16 protein-coding genes and 2 pseudogenes are annotated in these 19,472 nt (G+C 73.1%); 5 read left to right on the top strand and 13 right to left on the bottom strand.

Annotated features, from left to right (window positions below; translation table 11 throughout):
• Positions 1-17: 17 nt before the first annotated feature.
• The gene (locus tag ACZ6C1_RS30495; protein ID WP_469245268.1) at positions 18-524 is read right to left on the bottom strand and encodes an Lrp/AsnC family transcriptional regulator; all 507 of its coding nucleotides are present in this window, start codon (positions 522-524) and stop codon (positions 18-20) included.
• A 60-nt stretch (positions 525-584) separates the two neighbouring features.
• Here ACZ6C1_RS30495 and ACZ6C1_RS30490 point away from each other — a divergent pair, with 60 nt between their 5' ends.
• Positions 585-1,799: a trans-sulfuration enzyme family protein gene (locus tag ACZ6C1_RS30490; RefSeq protein ID WP_469245266.1), complete on the top strand. Its 1,215-nt coding sequence runs from the start codon at positions 585-587 to the stop codon at positions 1,797-1,799.
• On the opposite strand, the gene ACZ6C1_RS30485 is transcribed toward ACZ6C1_RS30490, so the two are convergent.
• From ACZ6C1_RS30485 to ACZ6C1_RS30470, 4 genes are all read right to left on the bottom strand, one after another.
• Positions 1,732-3,117, bottom strand: a complete 1,386-nt coding sequence (locus tag ACZ6C1_RS30485; protein ID WP_469245264.1) for a GNAT family N-acetyltransferase — start codon at positions 3,115-3,117, stop codon at positions 1,732-1,734. The genes ACZ6C1_RS30490 and ACZ6C1_RS30485 overlap by 68 nt on opposite strands.
• A gap of 116 nt (positions 3,118-3,233) precedes the next feature.
• The gene (locus ACZ6C1_RS30480) at positions 3,234-4,790 is read right to left on the bottom strand and encodes an alkaline phosphatase D family protein (protein WP_469245262.1); all 1,557 of its coding nucleotides are present in this window, start codon (positions 4,788-4,790) and stop codon (positions 3,234-3,236) included.
• 87 nt (positions 4,791-4,877) lie between these two features.
• Entirely contained in the window at positions 4,878-6,278 is a 1,401-nt protein-coding gene (gene pdxR / locus ACZ6C1_RS30475; RefSeq protein ID WP_469245260.1) for a MocR-like pyridoxine biosynthesis transcription factor PdxR, read from the bottom strand.
• A gap of 42 nt (positions 6,279-6,320) precedes the next feature.
• Positions 6,321-7,373 carry a helix-turn-helix domain-containing protein gene (locus ACZ6C1_RS30470; RefSeq protein WP_469245258.1) on the bottom strand — a complete coding sequence of 351 codons (1,053 nt, stop codon included), beginning with the start codon at positions 7,371-7,373 and terminating at the stop codon, positions 6,321-6,323.
• 152 nt (positions 7,374-7,525) lie between these two features.
• Here ACZ6C1_RS30470 and ACZ6C1_RS30465 point away from each other — a divergent pair.
• A pseudogene (locus ACZ6C1_RS30465) lies at positions 7,526-7,942 on the top strand (EamA family transporter); the annotation flags it as partial.
• Positions 7,943-8,422: 480 nt separating this feature from the next.
• Here the strand turns inward: ACZ6C1_RS30465 and ACZ6C1_RS30460 are convergent.
• Positions 8,423-9,253 (bottom strand): alpha/beta fold hydrolase, encoded by an 831-nt coding sequence (locus ACZ6C1_RS30460; RefSeq protein ID WP_469245256.1) that lies wholly within the window; start codon positions 9,251-9,253, stop codon positions 8,423-8,425.
• Positions 9,254-9,402: 149 nt separating this feature from the next.
• Here ACZ6C1_RS30460 and ACZ6C1_RS30455 point away from each other — a divergent pair, with 149 nt between their 5' ends.
• Positions 9,403-10,320, top strand: a complete 918-nt coding sequence (locus tag ACZ6C1_RS30455) for an RNA polymerase sigma-70 factor (RefSeq protein ID WP_469245254.1) — start codon at positions 9,403-9,405, stop codon at positions 10,318-10,320.
• 259 nt (positions 10,321-10,579) lie between these two features.
• Positions 10,580-11,320 carry a GntR family transcriptional regulator gene (locus ACZ6C1_RS30450; RefSeq protein ID WP_469245252.1) on the top strand — a complete coding sequence of 247 codons (741 nt, stop codon included), beginning with the start codon at positions 10,580-10,582 and terminating at the stop codon, positions 11,318-11,320.
• A gap of 56 nt (positions 11,321-11,376) precedes the next feature.
• Here ACZ6C1_RS30450 and ACZ6C1_RS30445 read toward each other — a convergent pair whose 3' ends face one another.
• Positions 11,377-12,534, bottom strand: coding sequence for an ROK family transcriptional regulator (locus ACZ6C1_RS30445; RefSeq protein ID WP_469245250.1), 1,158 nt, complete (start codon positions 12,532-12,534; stop codon positions 11,377-11,379).
• Between the two features lie 555 nt (positions 12,535-13,089).
• Between ACZ6C1_RS30445 and ACZ6C1_RS30440 the strand changes: the two genes are divergently transcribed.
• Positions 13,090-13,527 carry a hypothetical protein gene (locus ACZ6C1_RS30440; RefSeq protein WP_469245248.1) on the top strand — a complete coding sequence of 146 codons (438 nt, stop codon included), beginning with the start codon at positions 13,090-13,092 and terminating at the stop codon, positions 13,525-13,527.
• On the opposite strand, the gene mug is transcribed toward ACZ6C1_RS30440, so the two are convergent.
• From mug to ACZ6C1_RS30410, 6 genes and pseudogenes are all read right to left on the bottom strand, one after another.
• Complete coding sequence (gene mug / locus ACZ6C1_RS30435; protein WP_469245247.1) at positions 13,524-14,066, bottom strand: G/U mismatch-specific DNA glycosylase; 543 nt, start codon at positions 14,064-14,066, stop codon at positions 13,524-13,526. The two genes, ACZ6C1_RS30440 and mug, sit on opposite strands and share 4 nt — an antisense overlap.
• 20 nt (positions 14,067-14,086) lie before the next feature.
• The gene (purB, locus tag ACZ6C1_RS30430; protein WP_469245245.1) at positions 14,087-15,529 is read right to left on the bottom strand and encodes an adenylosuccinate lyase; all 1,443 of its coding nucleotides are present in this window, start codon (positions 15,527-15,529) and stop codon (positions 14,087-14,089) included.
• 74 nt (positions 15,530-15,603) lie between these two features.
• On the bottom strand, positions 15,604-16,395 hold the full coding sequence (locus ACZ6C1_RS30425; protein WP_469245243.1) for an SGNH/GDSL hydrolase family protein: 792 nt from the start codon (positions 16,393-16,395) through the stop codon (positions 15,604-15,606).
• A gap of 33 nt (positions 16,396-16,428) precedes the next feature.
• The gene (locus ACZ6C1_RS30420; RefSeq protein ID WP_469245241.1) at positions 16,429-17,445 is read right to left on the bottom strand and encodes a hemolysin family protein; all 1,017 of its coding nucleotides are present in this window, start codon (positions 17,443-17,445) and stop codon (positions 16,429-16,431) included.
• On the bottom strand, positions 17,442-18,806 hold the full coding sequence (locus tag ACZ6C1_RS30415) for a hemolysin family protein (RefSeq protein ID WP_469245239.1): 1,365 nt from the start codon (positions 18,804-18,806) through the stop codon (positions 17,442-17,444). Before ACZ6C1_RS30415 ends, ACZ6C1_RS30420 begins: the two co-directional genes overlap by 4 nt.
• A gap of 150 nt (positions 18,807-18,956) precedes the next feature.
• A pseudogene (locus ACZ6C1_RS30410) lies at positions 18,957-19,418 on the bottom strand (GNAT family N-acetyltransferase); the annotation flags it as partial.
• Between the last annotated feature and the right edge of the window lie 54 nt (positions 19,419-19,472).

The following is a 19,472-nucleotide window of genomic DNA, read 5'->3' as shown; positions in this document are numbered from 1 at the left end:
GGGCCTCGTCGTCATCCTCATCCGTCCCGGTCGGCTGACAAATGAGCGGGCGCGCCCGGCGGCAGCAGCGGCCCGCACTCCCACTGCTGGAAGATCAGCCGGGTCTCCACGCGGGCGACCTCGCGCTGCGAGGTGAATTCGTCGAGCACGAGTCGTTGCAGGTCGGAGGGGTCCGACACCGCCACGTGCACCAGATAGTCATCAGGACCCGTCAGATGGAACAGGGCCCTGGACTCCGGCAGGGCGCGGATGCGCTCGACGAACGGGCCGATCAGCTCCCGTCGGTGGGGGCGCACCTGCACCAGGAGCAGCGCTTCCAGGCCGCGGCCGATTTTGGCCGGATCGAGTCGCAGTCGGTTCCCGAGGATCACGCCGGTGCGCCGCAGCCGTGCCACCCGGTCCAGGCAGGTGGAGGGGGCGACCCCGACGTCGGCGGCGAGCTCGCGGTACGTGGTCCGGGCGTCGTTCTGCAAAAGGCGAAGTATGTGCAGATCGACCGTGTCCAGGACGACAGAATCGGTCATTCGTCGAACGTAACACGGCAATTTCCAGCTACCCCTCGGTATCTGTTCACAGTGCGGTCCATGGATGCCCTGTCTCACGACGCCTCGCCCGCCCTCCCCACCCCGAGGGCGCTGGCCACCGAAGCCGTGCACGCCGGCCGCGACGACCTCGCCGCCCTGGGCCTGCACGCCGTGCCGATCGATCTGTCCACCACGTACCCGTCCCACGACGCGAGAGCCGAGGCGGAACGGATCGACGCGTTCGCGACCACGGGTGCCCGCCCGGACGGGCCGCCGGTCTACGCCCGGCTCGACAACCCCACCACCGCCCGTTTCGAGACCGCGCTCGCCCGGCTGGAGGGCACCGAGAGCGCCGTGGCGTTCGCCAGCGGCATGGCCGCCCTGACCGCGGTCCTGCTCGTCCGGGCGAGCATGGGGCTGCGGCACGTGGTGGCGGTCCGCCCGCTGTACGGGTGCAGCGACCACCTCCTCACGGCCGGGCTGCTCGGTACGGAGGTGACCTGGACCGACGTGGCGGGCATCGGGGACGCCATCCGCCCCGACACCGGTCTGGTGATGGTGGAGACCCCCGCCAACCCCACACTCGCCGAGGTGGACATCCGGGCCGTGGCGCACGCCTGTGGCTCGGTGCCGCTCCTCGTCGACTCCACCTTCGCCACCCCCGTGCTGCAACGCCCCGTGGAGCACGGGGCGCGCATCGTTCTGCACAGCGCCACCAAGTACCTCGGCGGGCACGGGGACGTGCTGGCGGGTGTGGTGGCGTGCGACGAGGAGTTCGCCGGCAAGCTGCGCCAGGTGCGGTTCGCCACCGGCGGGGTCCTGCACCCGCTGGCGGGCTACCTGCTGCTGCGCGGGTTGTCCACGCTGCCGGTGCGGATGCGGGCCGCCTCCACGTCCGCAGCCGACCTGGCGCGCCGGCTGGCGGCCGATCCCCGGATCGCCCGGGTGTACTACCCGGAGATCGGCGGGGCCATGGTCGCCTTCGAGGTGTACGGGGACCCCCACGACGTGATCGCCGGAGTCAAGCTGATCACGCCGGCGGTCAGCCTCGGCAGCGTCGACACCCTGATCCAGCACCCGGCCTCCATCAGCCACCGCATCGTGGACGAGGACGACCGGCGCTCGGCGGGCGTCAGCGACCGGCTGCTGCGGATGTCGGTCGGCCTGGAGGACGTCGAGGACCTGTGGCGGGACCTGACGGAGGCGCTCAGCGCTCGGCCCGCCCGGCCTGCCCCTGAGGGTGCGGCGCGGGAACACCGGTCAGCCGCGCGGTGATCACCAGGGTGCCCTCCTCGATCTGGTAGTCGAGCGGCAGGTTCAGCCCCCGCATCGCCGCGACCATGCCCGTGTTGGACGACTGCGTCACGGCGTACACGCTCTCGCAGCCCGCTTCGAGCGCCAGCCCGACCAGGCGGTTCAGCAGTTCCGAGCCGATGCCGCGGCGCTGCCAGTCGTCCTCGACGAGCAGCGCCACTTCGGTCTCGTCGCCGTCCCACAGCAGGTGACCGAGGGCGACCAGCCGGCCGGACGCCGTCTCGACGGCGAGGGTGCGGCCGAACCGGGGGCTGAGCAGGTGGTTCAGATAGCTGCGGGCGTCCCCGACCGGGCCGTGGTAGCGCAGGCTCAGGGTGCGGTCCGAGCAGCGGTCGTGCATGGCCCGGGCCGCTTCCAGGTCGCCCCGGTCGGCACGGCGGACCGTGATCTCGTTGCCCTCCGGCAGCGTCAGCACGTCCTGGCTGCGCGGGATGCGCGGACCCAGGCGGGCGTCCAGCTCCACGAGGGCGCGGGCACGGGCGAACTCGGTGGGAGTGAACGGCAGGTACGGTCGCTCGATGGTGATGGCTCCACCGTGGGGATCGCGCAGCCGCATCACGGTGTCGCCGTCCTCCAGGGCACCCTCCACCGGCGCCGTCACACCGGTGGGGCGGCCGGTCGGCGAGACGGCCGGCAGCGAGTGGATCGTGCACCGGCCGAGCAACTGGCGCAGTGCCAGCGGGAGTTCGGCGGCGTCGAGTGCGGTACGGGTGGCCAGGCCCAGCACCCGGGCGGGGGTGTCGACCAGGTCGTGCGCGTCGGCGCGCTCGGTCCAGGTGCCCGTGCCGCCCGCCGAGGCCACTTCCCGGGTCAGCGTCGGGGCCTGGAGCGAGGCGGGCGCCCGCAGCAGGAACTCGTCGACCGTGCCGTCGGCCAGTGGGTGAGTCTGCAGGGTCAGGATGTCGACGCGGAGATGGGCCAGCGCGGTGCACAGCGCGGCGAGGCTTCCGGGCTCGTCGCGCACGGTGGTCCGCATGCGCCACAGCACCGTGCCGCCCGTCGTGTCCTCGCCGCCGGCGGCCGTCGCGGGGCCGCCACCGGTATGGGAGACGGCCGGCGGCGCATGGCTGTGGCGGCGTGCCCACCAGGTGTGGAACACCGCCGTCGCCACCAGGGCCACCGCCGACACGACGAGGAGGTACCGGCCGTCCGGACCGTGCACGATGGTGTTCGCGATCGCGTCCGCGACGGCCACCGCCGTGAACAGGGCGGCCAGTTCGACGAGGTCCCGCCGCCAGTGGTGGCGGCGGGGGCTCTTCGCAGAAGTCACATCAGTCATGGCTTCACTGTGACCCAGTGGTGTTGCGCGATCACGAACGCTTTGTGTCTGATGGGTTAAGCGTGCATCTGGACTATTAGGTCCGGTTTTCAATAGTTTGGGCTTCCGGGGGGGCCTCACTGGCCGACCCGCCCCGGCCGGAGGGTCTTGGTGAAGAGCGTCGCCCCGCCGGTCGCCCGCAGCCGTACGGTCATCTCGCCACTGTCGCCGTCGATGGCCACCTCGCCGAAGTACTGCGGCGACTCCATCGGCGACACGTTGGCGCGCTCCGGCGCGCGGACGAAGACCCGATCAGGGCCGAACGTACCGTCCAGGGCGTTCGCCGGGAACCCGCCCGCCGCGAGCGGACCCGAGACGAACTCCCAGAACGGCGCGAAGTCCGTGAAAGCCGCCCGCTCCGGCGCGTAGTGCTGCGCCGACGTGTAGTGCACGTCGGCCGTGAGCCATACCGTCCCGGTGATCCGGCGGTGCTTGACGAACCGGAGGAGTTCGGCGATCTGGAGTTCACGGCCCAGCGGGGCGCCCGGGTCGCCCTGCGCGACGGCCTCGATGTCCGTGGCGCCGTCCTTGACGACGAGCCCGAGCGGCATGTCCGCGGCGAGCACCTTCCACACCGCGCGGGACCGGCTCAGCTCCCGCTTCAGCCACGCCAGTTGCCCGGCGCCCAGGATGCCCGTGGTGTCGTCCGTCTGACGGCCCGGCGAGTTGGCGTTGCGGTACGTCCGCATGTCCAGCACGAACACGTCCAGCAGCGGCCCGTACCGCACCACCCGGTGCATCCGGCCCGAGTGGAGCGTGGACACCGGGAAGTACTCGCCGAACGCCCGCATCGAGCGGGCGGCGAGGACGTCGACGTCCTTCTCGGTGTACCGGGGATCGTCCAGGATCTGGCCGGGGTACCAGTTGTTGCGCACCTCGTGGTCGTCCCACTGCACGACGGAGGGCACCTGGGCGTTGAAGGCGCGGACGGCCGGGTCCAGCAAGTTGTAGCGGAACACCCCCCGGTACTCGTCGAGCGTCTCGGCGACCTTCGCCTTCTCCTCGGTCATGACGTTGCGCCAGACCCGCCCGTCCGGCAGCGCCACCCGGGCCTGGAGGGGGCCGTCGGCGTAGACGGTGTCACCGCTGCACAGGAAGAAGTCCGGATCCAGACGGCGCATCTCCTCGTACGCGTAGAACCCGCCGATGTCGGGGTTGATGCCCCACCCCTGCCCGGCGATGTCGCCCGACCACAGGAACCGCACCCCGTCCCTCCGCCGCGCGGGCGCGGTGCGGAAGGTGCCGAGCACCGGCTCGCCGCCGCGCCGGGGGTCGTCCGGGTCCACGAGCGTGACGCGGTAGTGGATCTGCTCGCCCGGCGGCAGGCCGCGCAACGGCGTGGTGCCGGTGAAATCGGTGTCCGGACCGAGCAGCGGGCCGACGTGCCGGTGCACGCGCCGGAACGATTCGGTGGCCGAGGTCTCCACGACCATCCGGGCCGGCCGGTCCGACCGTACCCACACCAGACCGGACGACGCCGTGACGTCACCCGTCTGCACCCCCCACGCGGCCCCCGGCCGGCCGGACCGGGCGAACGCGGGCGCGGCGGCGCCCAGTGAGAGTGCCGCCGAAGCGGCCAGCGAACCGCGCAGGACGGTACGGCGGGCGGGGGACGGGCTCGTGCGGTGCGACATCGATACGCCTCCGGGGACGGGACGGCAGGGGCCGCCCCATGCCTAACGCCCGGCGGCGGCCTGCACGCGAACCCCGCGTGAACTTCGTCAGGCGCCCGCCATCAGCCCCACACCCCGCGCTATCTCCGCCGGCGTCAGATGGGCGTAGCCCAGGACCAGCCGGACGTCCTGGTCGTCGGGCCGCGCCGTCCCGTAGTCGGCGAGCGGACGGAGGGCCACCCCGGCCGCGGCGGCCCGCCGCAGGAAGACCGCCTCGGGCGCGAATCGCCCCGGCACGCGCGCGATGACGTGGAGCCCGGCCGCGATGCCGCTGACCTCCGTACCGGGCAGGTGCTCCGCCAGGGCGGCGATGAGCGCGTCCCGCCGCTCCCGGTAGGCGCGCCGGCAGCGGCCCAGCTGGCGGTCGTAGCCACCGCTCGTGATGAAGTGGGCCAGCACGGCCTGGTCCAGCGACGGGTTGCCCAGGTCCATGGTGCGCTTGCGTTCGACGACCTCGTCGGCGAGGGACTCCGGGACGAGCATCCAGCCGAGCCGCAGCCCGGGCGCGAGGGACTTGCTGACCGAGCCGGTGTACACCACGCGCTCGGGGTCGAGGCCCTGGAGGGCGCCCACGGGGGCGCGGTCGTAACGGAAGTCGCCGTCGTAGTCGTCCTCGATCAGGTAACCGTCCACCGTACGGGCCCAGTCCAGCAGCTCGGCGCGGCGCCGTGCCGAGTAGCCGAGCCCGGAGGGGAACTGGTGGGCGGGCGTGAGCACCACGGCCCGCAGGCCGGACGCGGCGAGCGGCGCCGGTGCGAGCCCTTCCGCGTCCAGCGGCAGGGGAGTGGTCCGCAGCCCCGCCGAAGCGAAGAGGGCAGTCGGCTCCGGGCTGCCCGGATCCTCGACGCCCAGGGTCCGCAGACCGCGCGCCCGGAGGACGAAACCGAGGAGCGTCATCGCCTGTGCCACGCCCGAGCACACCACCACCCGCTCCGGGTCGGCCACCACCCCCCGCCGCCGCGCCAGCAGCGAGGCCAGCGCCGTCCGCAGCTCCGGCAGCCCGCGTGGGTCGGGGTACCCCAGCGCGCGGTGCGGCAGCCGGGACAGGACGGCCTTGTGCGCGGCCGCCCAGGCGGTACGGGGGAACAGCGACAGGTCCGGTGTGCCCGGGCGGAAGTCCACACGGGCCGCCGCCCCGCCCGGTGCCAGGTCCCGCGCCGCGGGCGCGGCCTGCCGCACCGCGTCGCCCACCCAGGTCCCGGCACCCCGGCCGCTGCGCAGGTACCCCTCGGCCGTCAACTGCTCGTACGCCTCGGTCACCAGCCCCCGGGACACCCCGAGGTCGGCGGCCAGCTCCCGGCTGGACGGCAGCCGTGTCCCGGCCGCGATCCGTCCCGACCTGACCGCCTCGCGCAACGCCGACTGGAGCGCCCGGCCCCGCCGCCGGGGCGGTGCGCCGGCCACGGGCAGCAGCAACTCCCAGGCGCCCCCGCGCCATTCGCCCGTCATGGCCACGCTCTCCCCCGATGCCGCCGCGAAGCGACCAGTAAATCAGCGTGTCACCGATTCCCGGTCGTCGAGGAGCCGCCATCCGGCGAGGGCGAGGGAGGCCCGCACCAGCCCGGCGGGTTCGGCGAGCGCGATGCCCAGGGTCTTCTCCAGCTGTTCGACGCGGCGGGCGACACTGCTGTGGTGGAGGTGGAGAAGCTCGGCGGCCCGGCGCCGGGAGCCAGTGGCGCAGTAGGCGTCCAGGGTCTCCAGATCTTCCGGATTGCCGGCGACACGGGCGATCGCGGCCACGTCGGCGTTCTCACGCAGGGCGTCCAGGGGCGTATCGGCCAGCAGCGCCAGCGCGCCCAGTCCCTCGTAGGGGACGACCGGCCGGCGCGGGGTGGTGAAGCGGAGGGCGGTGCGGGCCTGCCGCCAGGAGCGGTCGGGGCTCCCGGCGGCGCCGATGCCCGCGCGTACGTCCGCCGGGAACCGGCCCGCGTCGACGGTGGTGGCCAGGATGACGCCCACGTCGGCGACTACCGCCGCCTTCACCGGACGGGCCGGGCAGACCAGGGCGCCGACCTGGTCGAGGGCGGCCCGCGTGTGTACGGCGACGACCCTGACCGGAAGTCCGGCCGCGAAACCCAGCAGGCGCAACGCCCGTGCTCTGGCTGCCTCGTCGCTGTCGGCGCTGATCACCAGTTCGACGAGGGCGGGGTCGGCCATGGTGGTGCGGGCCGGGCCGTACCTCTCGACGACCGAGGCGGCGGCGAGGGCCAGCCGTTCGAGCAGCAACTCGTCGAGCGGGCCGGGCGGTCCCGGCCGCTCCAGCCACACCGTGCCGATCTCCTCCTCGTCGAGCGTGATCGACGCCCGGGCGCACTCGGGGGACCGCGGCGTGGACTCCTCCCTGCCGTCGGGCGCCATGCGGATCGCCCGACCCGTGCCGTGCAGCCGCACCCCCGCCACGCACCCGGCCAGACCCGCCGAAGCCCGGGTGAGCGCCGGGAGATCCACCCGTCGGCGCATCAGCGTGTCGTAGAACATGACGACGCGGATCACCCCTTCGGCCTGCGCGTCCAATTGCGACAGCCGTGCGGCCAGTGCCTCCATGGCAGGAGGATAGGTCGTCCCATCGGCGGACCGCGGCACTCGGTGCGTCCCGCAACCGCGACCCGGACGGGCGAGGTGTGGGCGAGTGGTCCCCGAACCAGGGTGGAAAGTGGACCTCCAAGGGGTCCGGCTCCGCACCTAGCGTCGACGGCATGAACACGAACGCGAACCCGAACCGGACGCGCGGCATGGCACTCGCCGCCTTCGCCTGCGTCCTCGTCGGCGCCTCCTTCACCGCCAACAGCGTGCTCGGCGACTACCCGTACGCGGGCGGCCAGGCCCTCCGTTACGGCCTGGCCTTCCTCCTGCTGCTGCCTCTGGTGGGGCCGGGCGCGGCCGACGCCGTAGGCAAGCTGACGGTGCGCCAGTGGGGTCGGGTCGCGCTGCTCGCGGCCGTCGGGATGGTCGGGTTCAACCTGGCGGTCCTGGCCGCCGAACGCACCGCGGAGCCCGCCGTTCCAGGGGTCTTCGTCGGCTGCGCCCCCGTGGTGGTCGCGGTGCTGGTGCCCGCCATGGGCGGCCGCCGGCCCAGCCGGCCCGTGCTGTACGGGGCACTGCTGGTCGCCGCCGGGGCGTTCACCGTGCAGGGGTGGGGCCGTACCGACCTGGCGGGGATCGCCTGGTCAGTGGGGGCCCTGGTGGGGGAGGTCGGGTTCGCGGTACTGGCCGTGCCCGTACTGAAGCCGCTCGGCCCGAAGGTGCTGTCGGCCACCGTCTGCGGTGTCGCGGCGCTCGAATCGGCCCTCGCGGGGCTGCTGATGGACGGTACGGACATGCTGCGCGTACCGTCCGGCCAGGAGGCGGCGGCGCTGGTGTGGCAGGCGGCGGTCGTCACGGTCGTCGGGTTCGTCTGCTGGTACATGGGCGTCCAGCGAATCGGGGCCGAGCGCGCCACCCTCTTCTCCGGGCTCATCCCGGTGTCGGCGGCGATGACCGCGCCGCTGGTGGCCACCGGCTCGTACGGGGTCGCCCAGGGCGTCGGCAGCGCGCTGGTGGGCGCGGGTGTCGCGCTCGGCTCGGGTGTCCTGCGGCGGCGTACCGCGGACGCCTCAGCGGCTTCCGTCCAGGAGCACACGCGCGACCAGGGCGGGGTCGTCGTTCATCGGCACGTGTCCGCATCCCGGCAGGCGCACCAGCCTCGCCCCGGGAACGGCCCGCTTGGCGCGGACGCCCTGGCGGCGCAGCAGCAGCCGGTCGCGGGTGCCCCACGCGATGGTGACGGGCAGCCCGGGAACGTCGTCCGCGAACAGGACCTCCCGCCCGGCGGCCAGCGTCCGGCGGAAGCCGGCGGCCCCGCGCAGGGCGAGCGTCTCAGCCACCACGGCCTCCGGTGAACGCCGCCCCGGCCGCGCGTAGATGGTGCTGGTCAGCGCGGCCCGTCCGGCGGCCGACCGGGACAGCCGCTCGATCAGCGACAGCGGCAAGGACTCCGCCCCCTGCCGCATGGCGAGCAGCGCGCCGAAGGCGTACCGGCGCTCGCCCTCGGTCCAGAAGCCGGCGGGGGAGAGCGCCGTGACCGACCGGACGAGGTTCCGCCGGCCCATCTCCAGGGCCAGCAGCCCGCCCAGCGAGTTGCCGGCCACGTGCGGGCGGTCGAGGTCCAGTGCCTCGCACAGGGTGCCGAGCACCGGTACGAAGGTGACCAGGTCGTGCGCGAACCCGTCGGGCAGCGCGGGGGAGGCGCCGAAGCCCGGCAGGTCGACGGCGATCACCTCGCGTTCGGCCGCGAGGATCTCCAGCACCGGCTGCCAGGCCTGCCAGTGGTGCCCGATGCCGTGGAGGAGCAGCAGCGGTTCCCCGTCGCCCATCCGCTCGTACTCGACGGAGACCGTGCCGGACCCGCGCGAGGACTCGACCGAGAAGGACACCTGTGCGGCCATGCTGCTTCTCCCTGTCCCCGCCCTGCACCTCCGCGCCCTGTCGTGGACGCGATGTCTTAGACGCGATGTCAGCAAGAAATACCGTGCGGTGGGCCGGAGTTCAAGGGGCGGGTGGGTGCCCCCGGTGCCCCGTATCGCATGATGGGGCGGTGGCAACCGACACAGACACAGAACCCGGCACGGAGGCCGACGACGTCACCGGGGTGTTCGAGGCGCACCGGCCCGTCCTGACCGGAGTGGCCTACCGGATGCTCGGCCGGGTCGCCGACGCCGAGGACGTGGTCCAGGAGGCCTGGCTCCGCTGGTCCGCCGCCGAGCGCTCGGACATCCGCGAGCCCCGCGCCTACCTCGTCCGCGTCACCACCCGTCTCGCCATCGACCGGCTCCGCCAGGTGCAGGCGCGCCGCGAGGCCTACGTCGGCCCCTGGCTGCCCGAACCGGTCGTCACCGACTTCGGCCCGACCGTCCCCGACACGGCCGAGCGTGCGGTGCTCGCCGAGTCCGTCTCGCTCGCGGTCCTGGTCGTCCTGGAATCCCTCTCGCCGCTGGAACGGGCGGTGTTCGTACTGCGCGAGGCCTTCGGCTTCCCATACGCGGAGATCGCGGCCACCCTCGACCGCTCGGAGGCCGCCGTACGGCAGCTCGCCGGCCGTGCCCGCCGCCACGTCGACGAGGGCAGGCCCCGGTACGACGTCGACCCCGCCGAGCGCCGCGACCTGACGGAGCGTTTCCTCGCGGCGGCGGCGGGGGGAGACCTGGAGGGGCTGCTCGCCCTGCTCGCCCCCGACGTACGGCTCATCGGCGACAGTGGCGGCAAGGCCAAGGCGCCGCTGCGCGTCATGCACACCCCCGACAAGGTCGGGCGGTTCCTCTGCGCTGTCGCCCAGGATCCGGCCGCGTACGCCGAGTTCCGGACGGTCGAGGTCAACGGCGGGCCCGCGATGGTCGTTCTCGTCGACGGCAGGCCCGACTCGGTGTTCCAGGTGGATGTGGTGGACAATCAGATCCAGTGCATCTATATCGTGCGAAACCCGGACAAGCTGGCTTCACTTCAGTTGCAGCCGTAACCCGGCGTCCCGCCGGTCGCCAGGCCCCGCGTCCTTCCCGGACGCGGGGCCTTCGTCGTACCGCAGCCCCGCCCCGCACGGCGGGTGCGAACAGCCCGTGAACGCTCTGCGACAACGCTCGACCCCGCTGCGTAACCGGCCGACGATTGGTCTTGACCAAGGGTGGGCACCGCCTTATGGTCGCAAGGGATAGTGCAGGAACCTTTAATAAACAAGGCACGGAAAGCCGCCGGGAGTCCGGCGATTGCGGAGGATCAGGGTGGGGACCACGCAGCTGGAATCGGTGCCGGAGCCCAAGTACTGGCACCTGAAGACCGTGATCGGCGAAGCACTGGACACGGATTTCTCGGTGGGGGAGATCCTGCCCAACGAGCGTGAACTGGCCGCTCGTTTCGGCGTCGCCCGCGCCACGCTCCGTCAGGCACTCGAACAGCTGGAGCTGGAGGGCCGACTGCAGCGCCGCCGCGGCGTCGGCACCACCGTCGCCCCGCCCCGCGTGGGCGTCGACGTCTCCACCGCGCAAGCCCAGTGGCCCGGCGCCGGCGAGGAGGCCTGGGAGCCCGTCGACTGCGCCCTCGCCGCCCCGCCCACCGCCGTGGCCCGCCTCCTCGACCAGGACGCCGACGAACCGGTGCACACCGTGCGCCGCCTCCGTGTGACGCACGGCCAGGCCGTCGCCGCGGAGCAGCTGTACGTCCCGGCCGGCTCCGTACCCGACCTCACCGCCATCGACGCCCTCTCCGGCACGGCCCGCGCCCGCAGCGTCCTGCGCGAACTGCAGCGGCTCACCCTGGAGGGCCAGGACCGCGCCGTGGAGCTCGGCTCCGCCCGCGCGGACGACGCCAGGGAACTCGACCGGCTGCCCGGTGCCCCGGTCCTCGTCGTCACCACCCGCTACCTGGCGGACGGCCGCACCGCCGCCGTCTCCGTCGCCACCTACCGCGCCGACACCTGCCGGCTCACCTTCGGCGACGCGGGCGACTTCGGCATCGCCTCCTGACGCACCGCCCCTGACGCATCGCCTCCGCGTACCCACCACCGTGACCGGCCCGTCGCTCAGCGGCGGGCCGTCACCGTTCCCTCGACCGCGAACAACTGCTCCTCCACGTGGTCGAGCGCCAGCCGCAGCGCACCCGTCGCCACCGCCGCCTCACCCAGCAGCGACAGCGCCACCCGCGGCGGCCGCAGACAGAACCGTGCCAGCTCGTCCCGCAGCGGCTGCAGCACCCCGTCCAGGCCGGCCGCCCAGCCGCCGACCACCACCAGCTCCGGATCGAGGGCCAGCACCAGCGCGGCCACGTCGTGCACCAGCCGCTGGATGAACCGGTCCACCGCCGCCCGGGCCCGTACGTCGCCGTCCCGCGCCAGCGCGAAGACCTCCGCCACCGCCTGCTCGTCCAGCGGGTGCAGCGGCTCGTCCGTGGTCGACAGCAGCGTCTCCGGCGTCGCCCCCTGCCCCAGCAGGTGCAGCGCCCCGATCTCCCCGGCGGCCCCGCCGAACCCCCGGTGCAGCCGCCCGCCGATCAGCGACCCGGCCCCGGGACTCAGCCCCGCCAGGACGAACACGATGTCGTCCGAGTCGGTCGCCGCGCCCTTCCAGTGCTCCGCCACCGCCGCCGCGTTCGCGTCGTTCTCGACCAGCACCGGACACCGGAACGACCGCCGCAGCCGCTCGCCCAGCGCCAGCCCGGTCCAGCCGGGCAGCGCCGTACCGAGCCGGACCGTCCCGTCGGCCTCCACGATCCCGGGCGTCCCCACCCCCACCGCCCGCAGACTGCCGCGCGCGACACCGGTGCGGCGCAGCACGTCGGCGACCACCGCCCGCACCCGCTCCAGCCGCTCGTCCGCCGACGCCGTCTCCGACACCTCCCGGGAACCGGCGCCGATGATCCGTCCGTCCAGCCCCGACATCAGCGCGGCCACCCGGCGCGGACCGATCTCGACGCCCATCAGATGCCCGGCCTCCGCCCGGAACCGGAACCGCCGCGCCGGCCGTCCCTGCCGCCTCGCCTCGCCCTCCTCGGGCGCCGCCTCGACCACCAGACCGTTGCCGATGAGCCCCTCGACCACACCCTCGACGGTCGGCCGTGACAGCCCCGTGATCCGGGTGAGATCCGTGAGGGTGCGCGCGTCGGCGCCCCGCAGCGCATGGAGTACCACCGCGGAATTGATCCGCCGCAAAAGCGACGGATCCCCGCCGGTCAGCCGGCTCACCGTGTGTCCTCCCAGCTAGAACGCATGTCTGCCGGATGGTACTCAATGCCCCGGCCGTGTGGTCAGACCCCTCACCCGCGGTGGCCCCCAGGGGCGTGCGCTCCGGCCGCACCCCGGGCGGCTCGGCCGGCGTGAGGAACCCCGACGCGTACGCCACCGCGTGCGCGCGGTCGTGCGCCCCCACCTCGGCGAGGACTGAGCCGACACGGGTCTCGCCCGTCTCCGTGCCGACGACGAACTCGGCGGCGACCTCCGCGTACGGGCCCCGCACCACCCGCCGCAGCACCGCTCCGGCTCCCCTCCGATCGGCGCGGCCCGCTCCGGCACGTGCCCGCGCGGTGCCGCTGCCGTACGGGGGCGGCCAACGACCGCGCCGCCGCGGGGAAGAGCGGCGACTCGCCCCCGCGACCAGCCGCACCGCGTGCACATCTCCGTGGCCACTCGGCCGCACTGCCGGCCGGCTGGTTCGCCCCGCGCCGCAGGGACGCCCGACCACGACCCGGAGGAGAGGCTGACGGAACGCCAATTGTCAGTGGTGGCCGCTTTACTGGACCCATGACCACCGCACGGCATCTGGCGACCATCGACCGGCTGCGCTCCCTGCCCTTCCCGGCGCAGTCCGGCAGAACGGACGTGGGCCACAGCGGCGTTGGTTACCACCTCGTCGAGCTCGCCACGAGCGAGGACTTCTGGGACGACGACGGCACCGGGCGCGAGGCCGTCGAGGACCAGTACGAGGCGGAGCGCGAAGCGCTCTCGATGCTGCTCACGGCCCGCTGGGGTGAGCCGCAGGTCTTCAGCCTGTGGTCGGTGCTGGACCGCAGCATGGCCGGGGAGGAGATACCCGACCCGTGGGACGGCCTGAGTCAGTCCGTGCCCGACGTCCACCTGTGGCGCGTGGAGGAGCACTGGATAGTCCTCGGCGTCTCCCAGTGGGACAAGGAGCTGCCGTTCCAGCTGGTCGCCGCGGTGACGGAGATCGACCCGCCCTAGGACTCCTCCCGCGCGGCTTCGCGCAGCCGGGCGAATTCCTCCGCCATCGTCTCCAGCGTCCAGTGTGCGTTGAGCCCACTGGGGTTGGGCAGCACCCAGATCCGGGTGTCACCGATGACCCGCCGCTGCGGCCCTGTCCGGGCCTTGGGATCGTGGAACGCCGTGCGGTACGCGGTGATCCCGGCCACCGCCAGCCAACGCGGCCGTAGCCGCTCCACCTTGAGGGCCAGCAGCCTGCCGCCCTCGCGGAACTCCTCGTCGCTCAGCTCGTCGGCCCGCGCGCTGGCCCGCGCGACGACATTGGTGATGCCCAGCCCGTAGGTCAGGAGCTCCTCCTGCTCGGACGGGCGCAGTTGCCTCGGGGTGAAGCCGGAGCGGTGCAGCACGGGCCAGAAGCGGTTGCCGGGGCGGGCGAAGTGGTGGCCCGTCGCCGCCGACATCAGCCCCGGGTTGATGCCGCAGAACAGCACGGACAGGCCGCCCGCGATCACATCGGGGACGATGCGGTCACGAGCGGCCTCGAGTTCCTGGGGTGTCATACGGGTCGTGTGCCCAGGGATCAGAGGATCGCACCCGGCACGTAACCGGCGGCCTCCGGATGCTGCTTGGCGATCTCCTCGATCCGGGCGACCACCGCACCGACCTGGTCGGCGGCGGCACCCGTGAAGGACAGCTTGTCCGCCATCGCCGCGTCCAGCTGCTCCCGGTCCAGCGGCAGGCGGTCGTCGGCGGCGAGCTTGTCGAGGAGCTCGTTGCGCTCGGCTCCCTGCTCGCGCATGGCCAGTGCCGACGCCACCGCGTTCTCCTTGATGGCCTCGTGCGCGACCTCGCGGCCGACCCCGGCCCGCACCGACGCCATCAGCACCTTGGTGGTGGCCAGGAACGGAAGGTAGCGGTCCAGCTCACGGGCGACGACCGCCGGGAACGCGCCGAACTCGTCCAGCACCGTCAGGAACGTCTCCAGCAGTCCGTCGAGCGCGAAGAACGCGTCGGGCAGCGCCACCCGGCGGACCACCGAGCACGAGACGTCACCCTCGTTCCACTGGTCGCCCGCCAGCTCGCCGGTCATCGACGCGTAGCCGCGCAGGATGACCATCAGGCCGTTGACGCGCTCGCAGGAGCGGGTGTTCATCTTGTGCGGCATCGCCGAGGAGCCGACCTGGCCGGGCTTGAAGCCCTCGGTGACCAGCTCGTGCCCGGCCATCAGCCGGATCGTCTTCGCCAGCGACGAGGGCGCGGCGGCCAGCTGCACCAGCGCCGTGACGACCTCGTAGTCCAGCGAGCGCGGGTAGACCTGGCCGACCGAGGTGAAGGCGTGCGCGAAGCCCAGGTGACCGGCGATCCGCTGCTCCAGCTCGGCCAGCTTCGCGGCGTCCCCGCCCAGCAGGTCGAGCATGTCCTGCGCGGTGCCGACCGGGCCCTTGATGCCGCGCAGCGGGTAGCGGCCCAGCAGCTCCTCCAGCCGCGCGTACGCCACCAGCAGCTCGTCCGCCGCGGTCGCGAACCGCTTGCCGAGCGTCGTGGCCTGGGCGGCGACATTGTGCGAGCGCCCCGCCATGACCAGCTCGCCGTACTCGCCCGCCAGCTTGCCGAGCCGGGCCAGCACCGCCACCGTGCGGTCGCGCATCAGCTCCAGCGAGAGCCTGATCTGGAGCTGCTCGACGTTCTCGGTGAGGTCGCGGGAGGTCATGCCCTTGTGGACCTGCTCGTGACCCGCCAGCGCGTTGAACTCCTCGATCCGCGCCTTCACGTCATGGCGCGTGACCTTCTCGCGTTCCGCGATCGACGCGAGGTCGACCTGGTCGAGCACCCGCTCGTAGTCGGCGAGCGCGGCGTCCGGCACCTCGATCCCGAGGTCCTTCTGGGCGCGCAGCACGGCGAGCCACAGCCGGCGCTCCAGCTTCACCTTCTGCTCGGGGGACCAGAGGACGGCGAGCTCCGCGGAGGCGTAGCGGCCGGCCAGGACGTTCGGGATGCGGGGCTTCGCAGTCTGAGCAGTCACGTGACCAGATTCTACTGGCGGTTTCTGCAGGCCAGCGCCACGGTCCGGATTGTGGCTTGCTACGAACGCGCCCGCTACGGGCGCGAGGGCTCGTCGTCGAGGAGGTACGGCAACAGCTCCGGACGCTTGGGCGGCCGGCCGTCGCCGGAGGACCGGCCGGTCAGCCGCCGCGCTATCCACGGCCCCAGGTGCTGCCGGGCGAACCGGGCGTCGCCGAGCCGCCGGGCGTGCCAAGCGATCGGCACCGCCGGCGGCAGCGGCGCCCGCCAGTCCTCCTCCGCGTCCAGGCCGAGGGCCTGCCACACGGCCTCCGCCACCCGCCGGTGCCCCTCCGTGGTCAGGTGCAGCCGGTCCAGGTCCCACAGCCGCGGGTCGCCCATCACCTCGGCACCGTACAGGTCGACCACCAGGGCGCTGTGCCGGGCGGCCAGTGCGTCGACGTGGGCGAAGAGCTCCTCCATGCGCGGCCGGAACCGCTCCATGACGGGGCCGTTCCGGCCGGGGCTGCGCATCAGCACCAACTGCCCGCAAGACGGGGCCAGCCGCTCCACGGCCTCCTCCAGCAGCCCGCGCACCCGGCCCATGTCGCACTTCGGGCGCAGCGTGTCGTTCAGCCCGCCGACCAGGGTGACGACGTCCGCCCCCATGGCCGCCGCCAGGTCCACCTGCTCGTCGACGATCTGGCCGATCAGCTTGCCGCGCACGGCGAGGTTGGCGTACCGGAAGCCGGGCGCCCGGGCGGCGAGGCGGGCGGCCAGCAGATCGGCCCAGCCCCGGTAGGAGCCGTCGGGCAGGAGGTCCGACATGCCCTCGGTGAAGCTGTCGCCCAGCGCGACAAAACTGTTGTAGGTGGCATTCGTCTCCATGGCGGAGCGATCATACCGTGCGGTATGCCGGGGCTACGCGGCCGGCCGCCCCACCAGTTCCCGCAGGACGTCCTCCATCGTCACCATGCCGGCCAGCTTGCCGTCGTCGTCCAGCACGGCCGCCAGGTGCGTCCGGCTGCGCCGCATCGCCGTCAGCACGTCGTCCAGCGGCGTGGCCGCCCGCACCCGGGCGATCGGCCGCATCGCGGACACCGGGAACGGCAGGTCGCGCGGCGTCACGTCCAGCGCGTCCTTGACGTGCAGATAGCCCAGGATCCGGCGGGTGGAGTCCACGACCGGGAAGCGGGAGAACCCCGATTCGGCGGCCAGGGCCTCCAGCTCCTCCGGCGTGGTGCCGACCCGGGCGTACACCACCCGCTCCACCGGCATCACCACGTCGCGCACCGGGCGGCGCCCGAGCTCCAGGGCGTCGTGCAGCCGCTCGGCCGCCCGGTCGTCCAGGAGGCCCGCGTCACCGGCGTCCTTCACCATCCGGGCCAGCTCGTCGTCGGAGAACGTCGCCGACACCTCGTCCCTCGTCTCCACCCGCAGCAGCTTCAGCAGGGCGTTGGCGAACGCGTTGATCGTGAAGATCACCGGCTTCAGCGCCCGCGCCAGCGTCACCAGCGGCGGACCCAGCAGGAGCGCCGTCCGTGTCGGCTCCGCCAGCGCGATGTTCTTCGGCACCATCTCGCCGAGCAGCATGTGCAGGTACGTGGCCAGCGACAGCGCGATCACGAACGAGATGGGGTGCACCAGCCCGTGCGGTACGCCGACGGCGTCGAACAGCGGCTCCAGCAGGTGCGCGATGGCCGGCTCGGCGACGACACCGAGCACCAGGGTGGACAGCGTGATGCCCAGCTGGGCCGCCGCGAGCAGCGCCGAGACGTGCTCCAGGCCCCAGATGACGCTGCGCGCCCGCCGGTTCCCGGCCTCCGCCTCCGGCTCGATCTGACTGCGGCGCACGGAGATCATGGCGAACTCCGCGCCGACGAAGAAGGCGTTGACCACCAGCGTGAGGAGACCGATCAGCAACTGGATCGCGGTCATCGGCCCGCCTCCCCGCTCTCACGGGCCCCCGGCTCTCCGGCGTCACCGTCCGGGCCTCCCACCGGGGCGTGCAGCAGCACCCGCGCGGCACGGCGCCCGGAGGCGTCCACGACGTCGAGCAGCCAGCCGCCGAGGACGACGCGGTCGCCGACCTCCGGGATGCGGCCCAGCTCGGTCGCGACGAGCCCGGCGAGGGTCTCGTACGGACCGTCCGGCACCCGCAGGCCGACCCTCTCCAGCTGGTCGGTCCGGGCGGCGCCGTCCGCGGACCACAGGGCCCGCCCGTCGGCGTCCTCGCCCGCCGGTGCCAGGTCCGGCGTCTCGTGCGGGTCGTGCTCGTCACGCACTTCGCCGACGACCTCCTCGACGATGTCCTCCAGCGTCACGACGCCGGCGGTACCGCCGTACTCGTCTATGACGACGGCCATCGTCGTCTTGCCCGACAGCCGGTCCAGCAGCCGGTCCACGGTCAGCGACTCCGGCACGAGCAGCGGCTCACGGAGGATCTCGGAGACCGGTTTGAGGCGCCGCTGCCCGGCCGGGACCGTCAGCACGTCCTTGATGTGCGCGATGCCGATGACCGAGTCCAGGCCGCCGCGGTAGACGGGGAAGCGGGACAGGCCGGTGGCCCGGGTCGCGTTGGCGACGTCCTCGGTGGTGGCCTGTGCCTCCAGGGCGGTGACCTGGACGCGCGGGGTCATGACGTTCTCCGCGGTCAGCTCGGCCAGGTTCAGGGTGCGGACGAAGAGCTCGGCGGTGTCCGGCTCCAGGGCGCCCTCGCGCGCGGAGTGGCGAGCCAGTGCCACCAGCTCCTGCGGGCTGCGGGCGGAGGCCAGCTCCTCGGCCGGTTCCATGCCGAGCCGGCGCACGATGCGGTTGGCCGTGTTGTTGAGGTGACTGATCAGCGGCCTGAAAGCGGCCGTGAAGACCCGCTGCGGGGTGGCCACCACCTTGGCGACGGCCAGCGGTGACGAGATGGCCCAGTTCTTCGGCACGAGTTCGCCCACGACCATCAGGACCACCGTCGACAGGGCCGTACCGATGACCAGCGCCACCGAGGACGCCACGGACGCCGAGAAGCCGAGGTCCTGCATCGGGCCACGGATGAGCTTCGCGATCGACGGCTCCGACAGCATGCCGACGATCAGGTTGGTGACGGTGATGCCGAGCTGGGCGCCCGAGAGCTGGAAGGTCAGGGAGCGTACGGCCTTGAGGGCGCCGAGCGCCCCGCGCTCGCCCCGCTCGACGGCCCGTTCGAGCTCCCCGCGCTCGACGGTCGTCAGGGAGAACTCGGCTGCGACGAACGCACCGCACGCGACGGAGAGCAGCAGCGCCACGAGGAGCAGGAGCACTTCGGTCATCGGTTCACCTCCGTTCCATGATCGGCCACGGAGGGGAGGGATGCGCGATCTCGGCTACGGCAACTACTGGGAGGGTCGCCCATGGGCGGACGCTCACACCTTTCGATCGGTGGGGATTGGTTCACTCATGGTAAAGGATCGGCAAAGCGGTCAGTGGTCGAGGGGCTTCACCCAGCGACTCCACTCCGGCTGCGGGGCGTAGCCCGCCGCCCGCCAGGCGTGGTGGGCGAGCTCGTTGCGATCCAGGACCATGGCGTCCCCGCGCCGCCCGCCGAGGCGCACGAACCTCTCCTCGGCCGCCGCGAGGAGCGCCGCGCCGACGCCCCGGCGGCGGTGGTCCGGGTGGACGGCGAGCCGGTAGAGGTGACAGCGCCACCCGTCGAAGCCGGCGATCACCGTCCCGGCGAGCTCGCCCCCCTGCTCGGCGAGGATCAGCGCCCCGGGGTCCCGCGCCACCAGCCGCTCGACGCCGGCCCGGTCGTCGCTGATGCTCGTTCCCTCGGCGGCGACCTTCCAGAAGGCCAGGACGGTGTCGAGGTCAGCCGGTGACGCGGCCCGTATCCGAAGATCGTTCATCGCCCCATCATCGGACACCCGTTCCGTCGCTCGCCCGCAATTCCGCCGTCACCGCCCGAAGCCCTCCTGGCGGCACCGGCCGGGCTTGTC

Source organism: Streptomyces sp. NPDC041796, from assembly GCF_055590785.1.
Note: the sequence above shows the minus strand (reverse complement) of the source record. Positions and strands in the feature narration are given on the sequence as shown.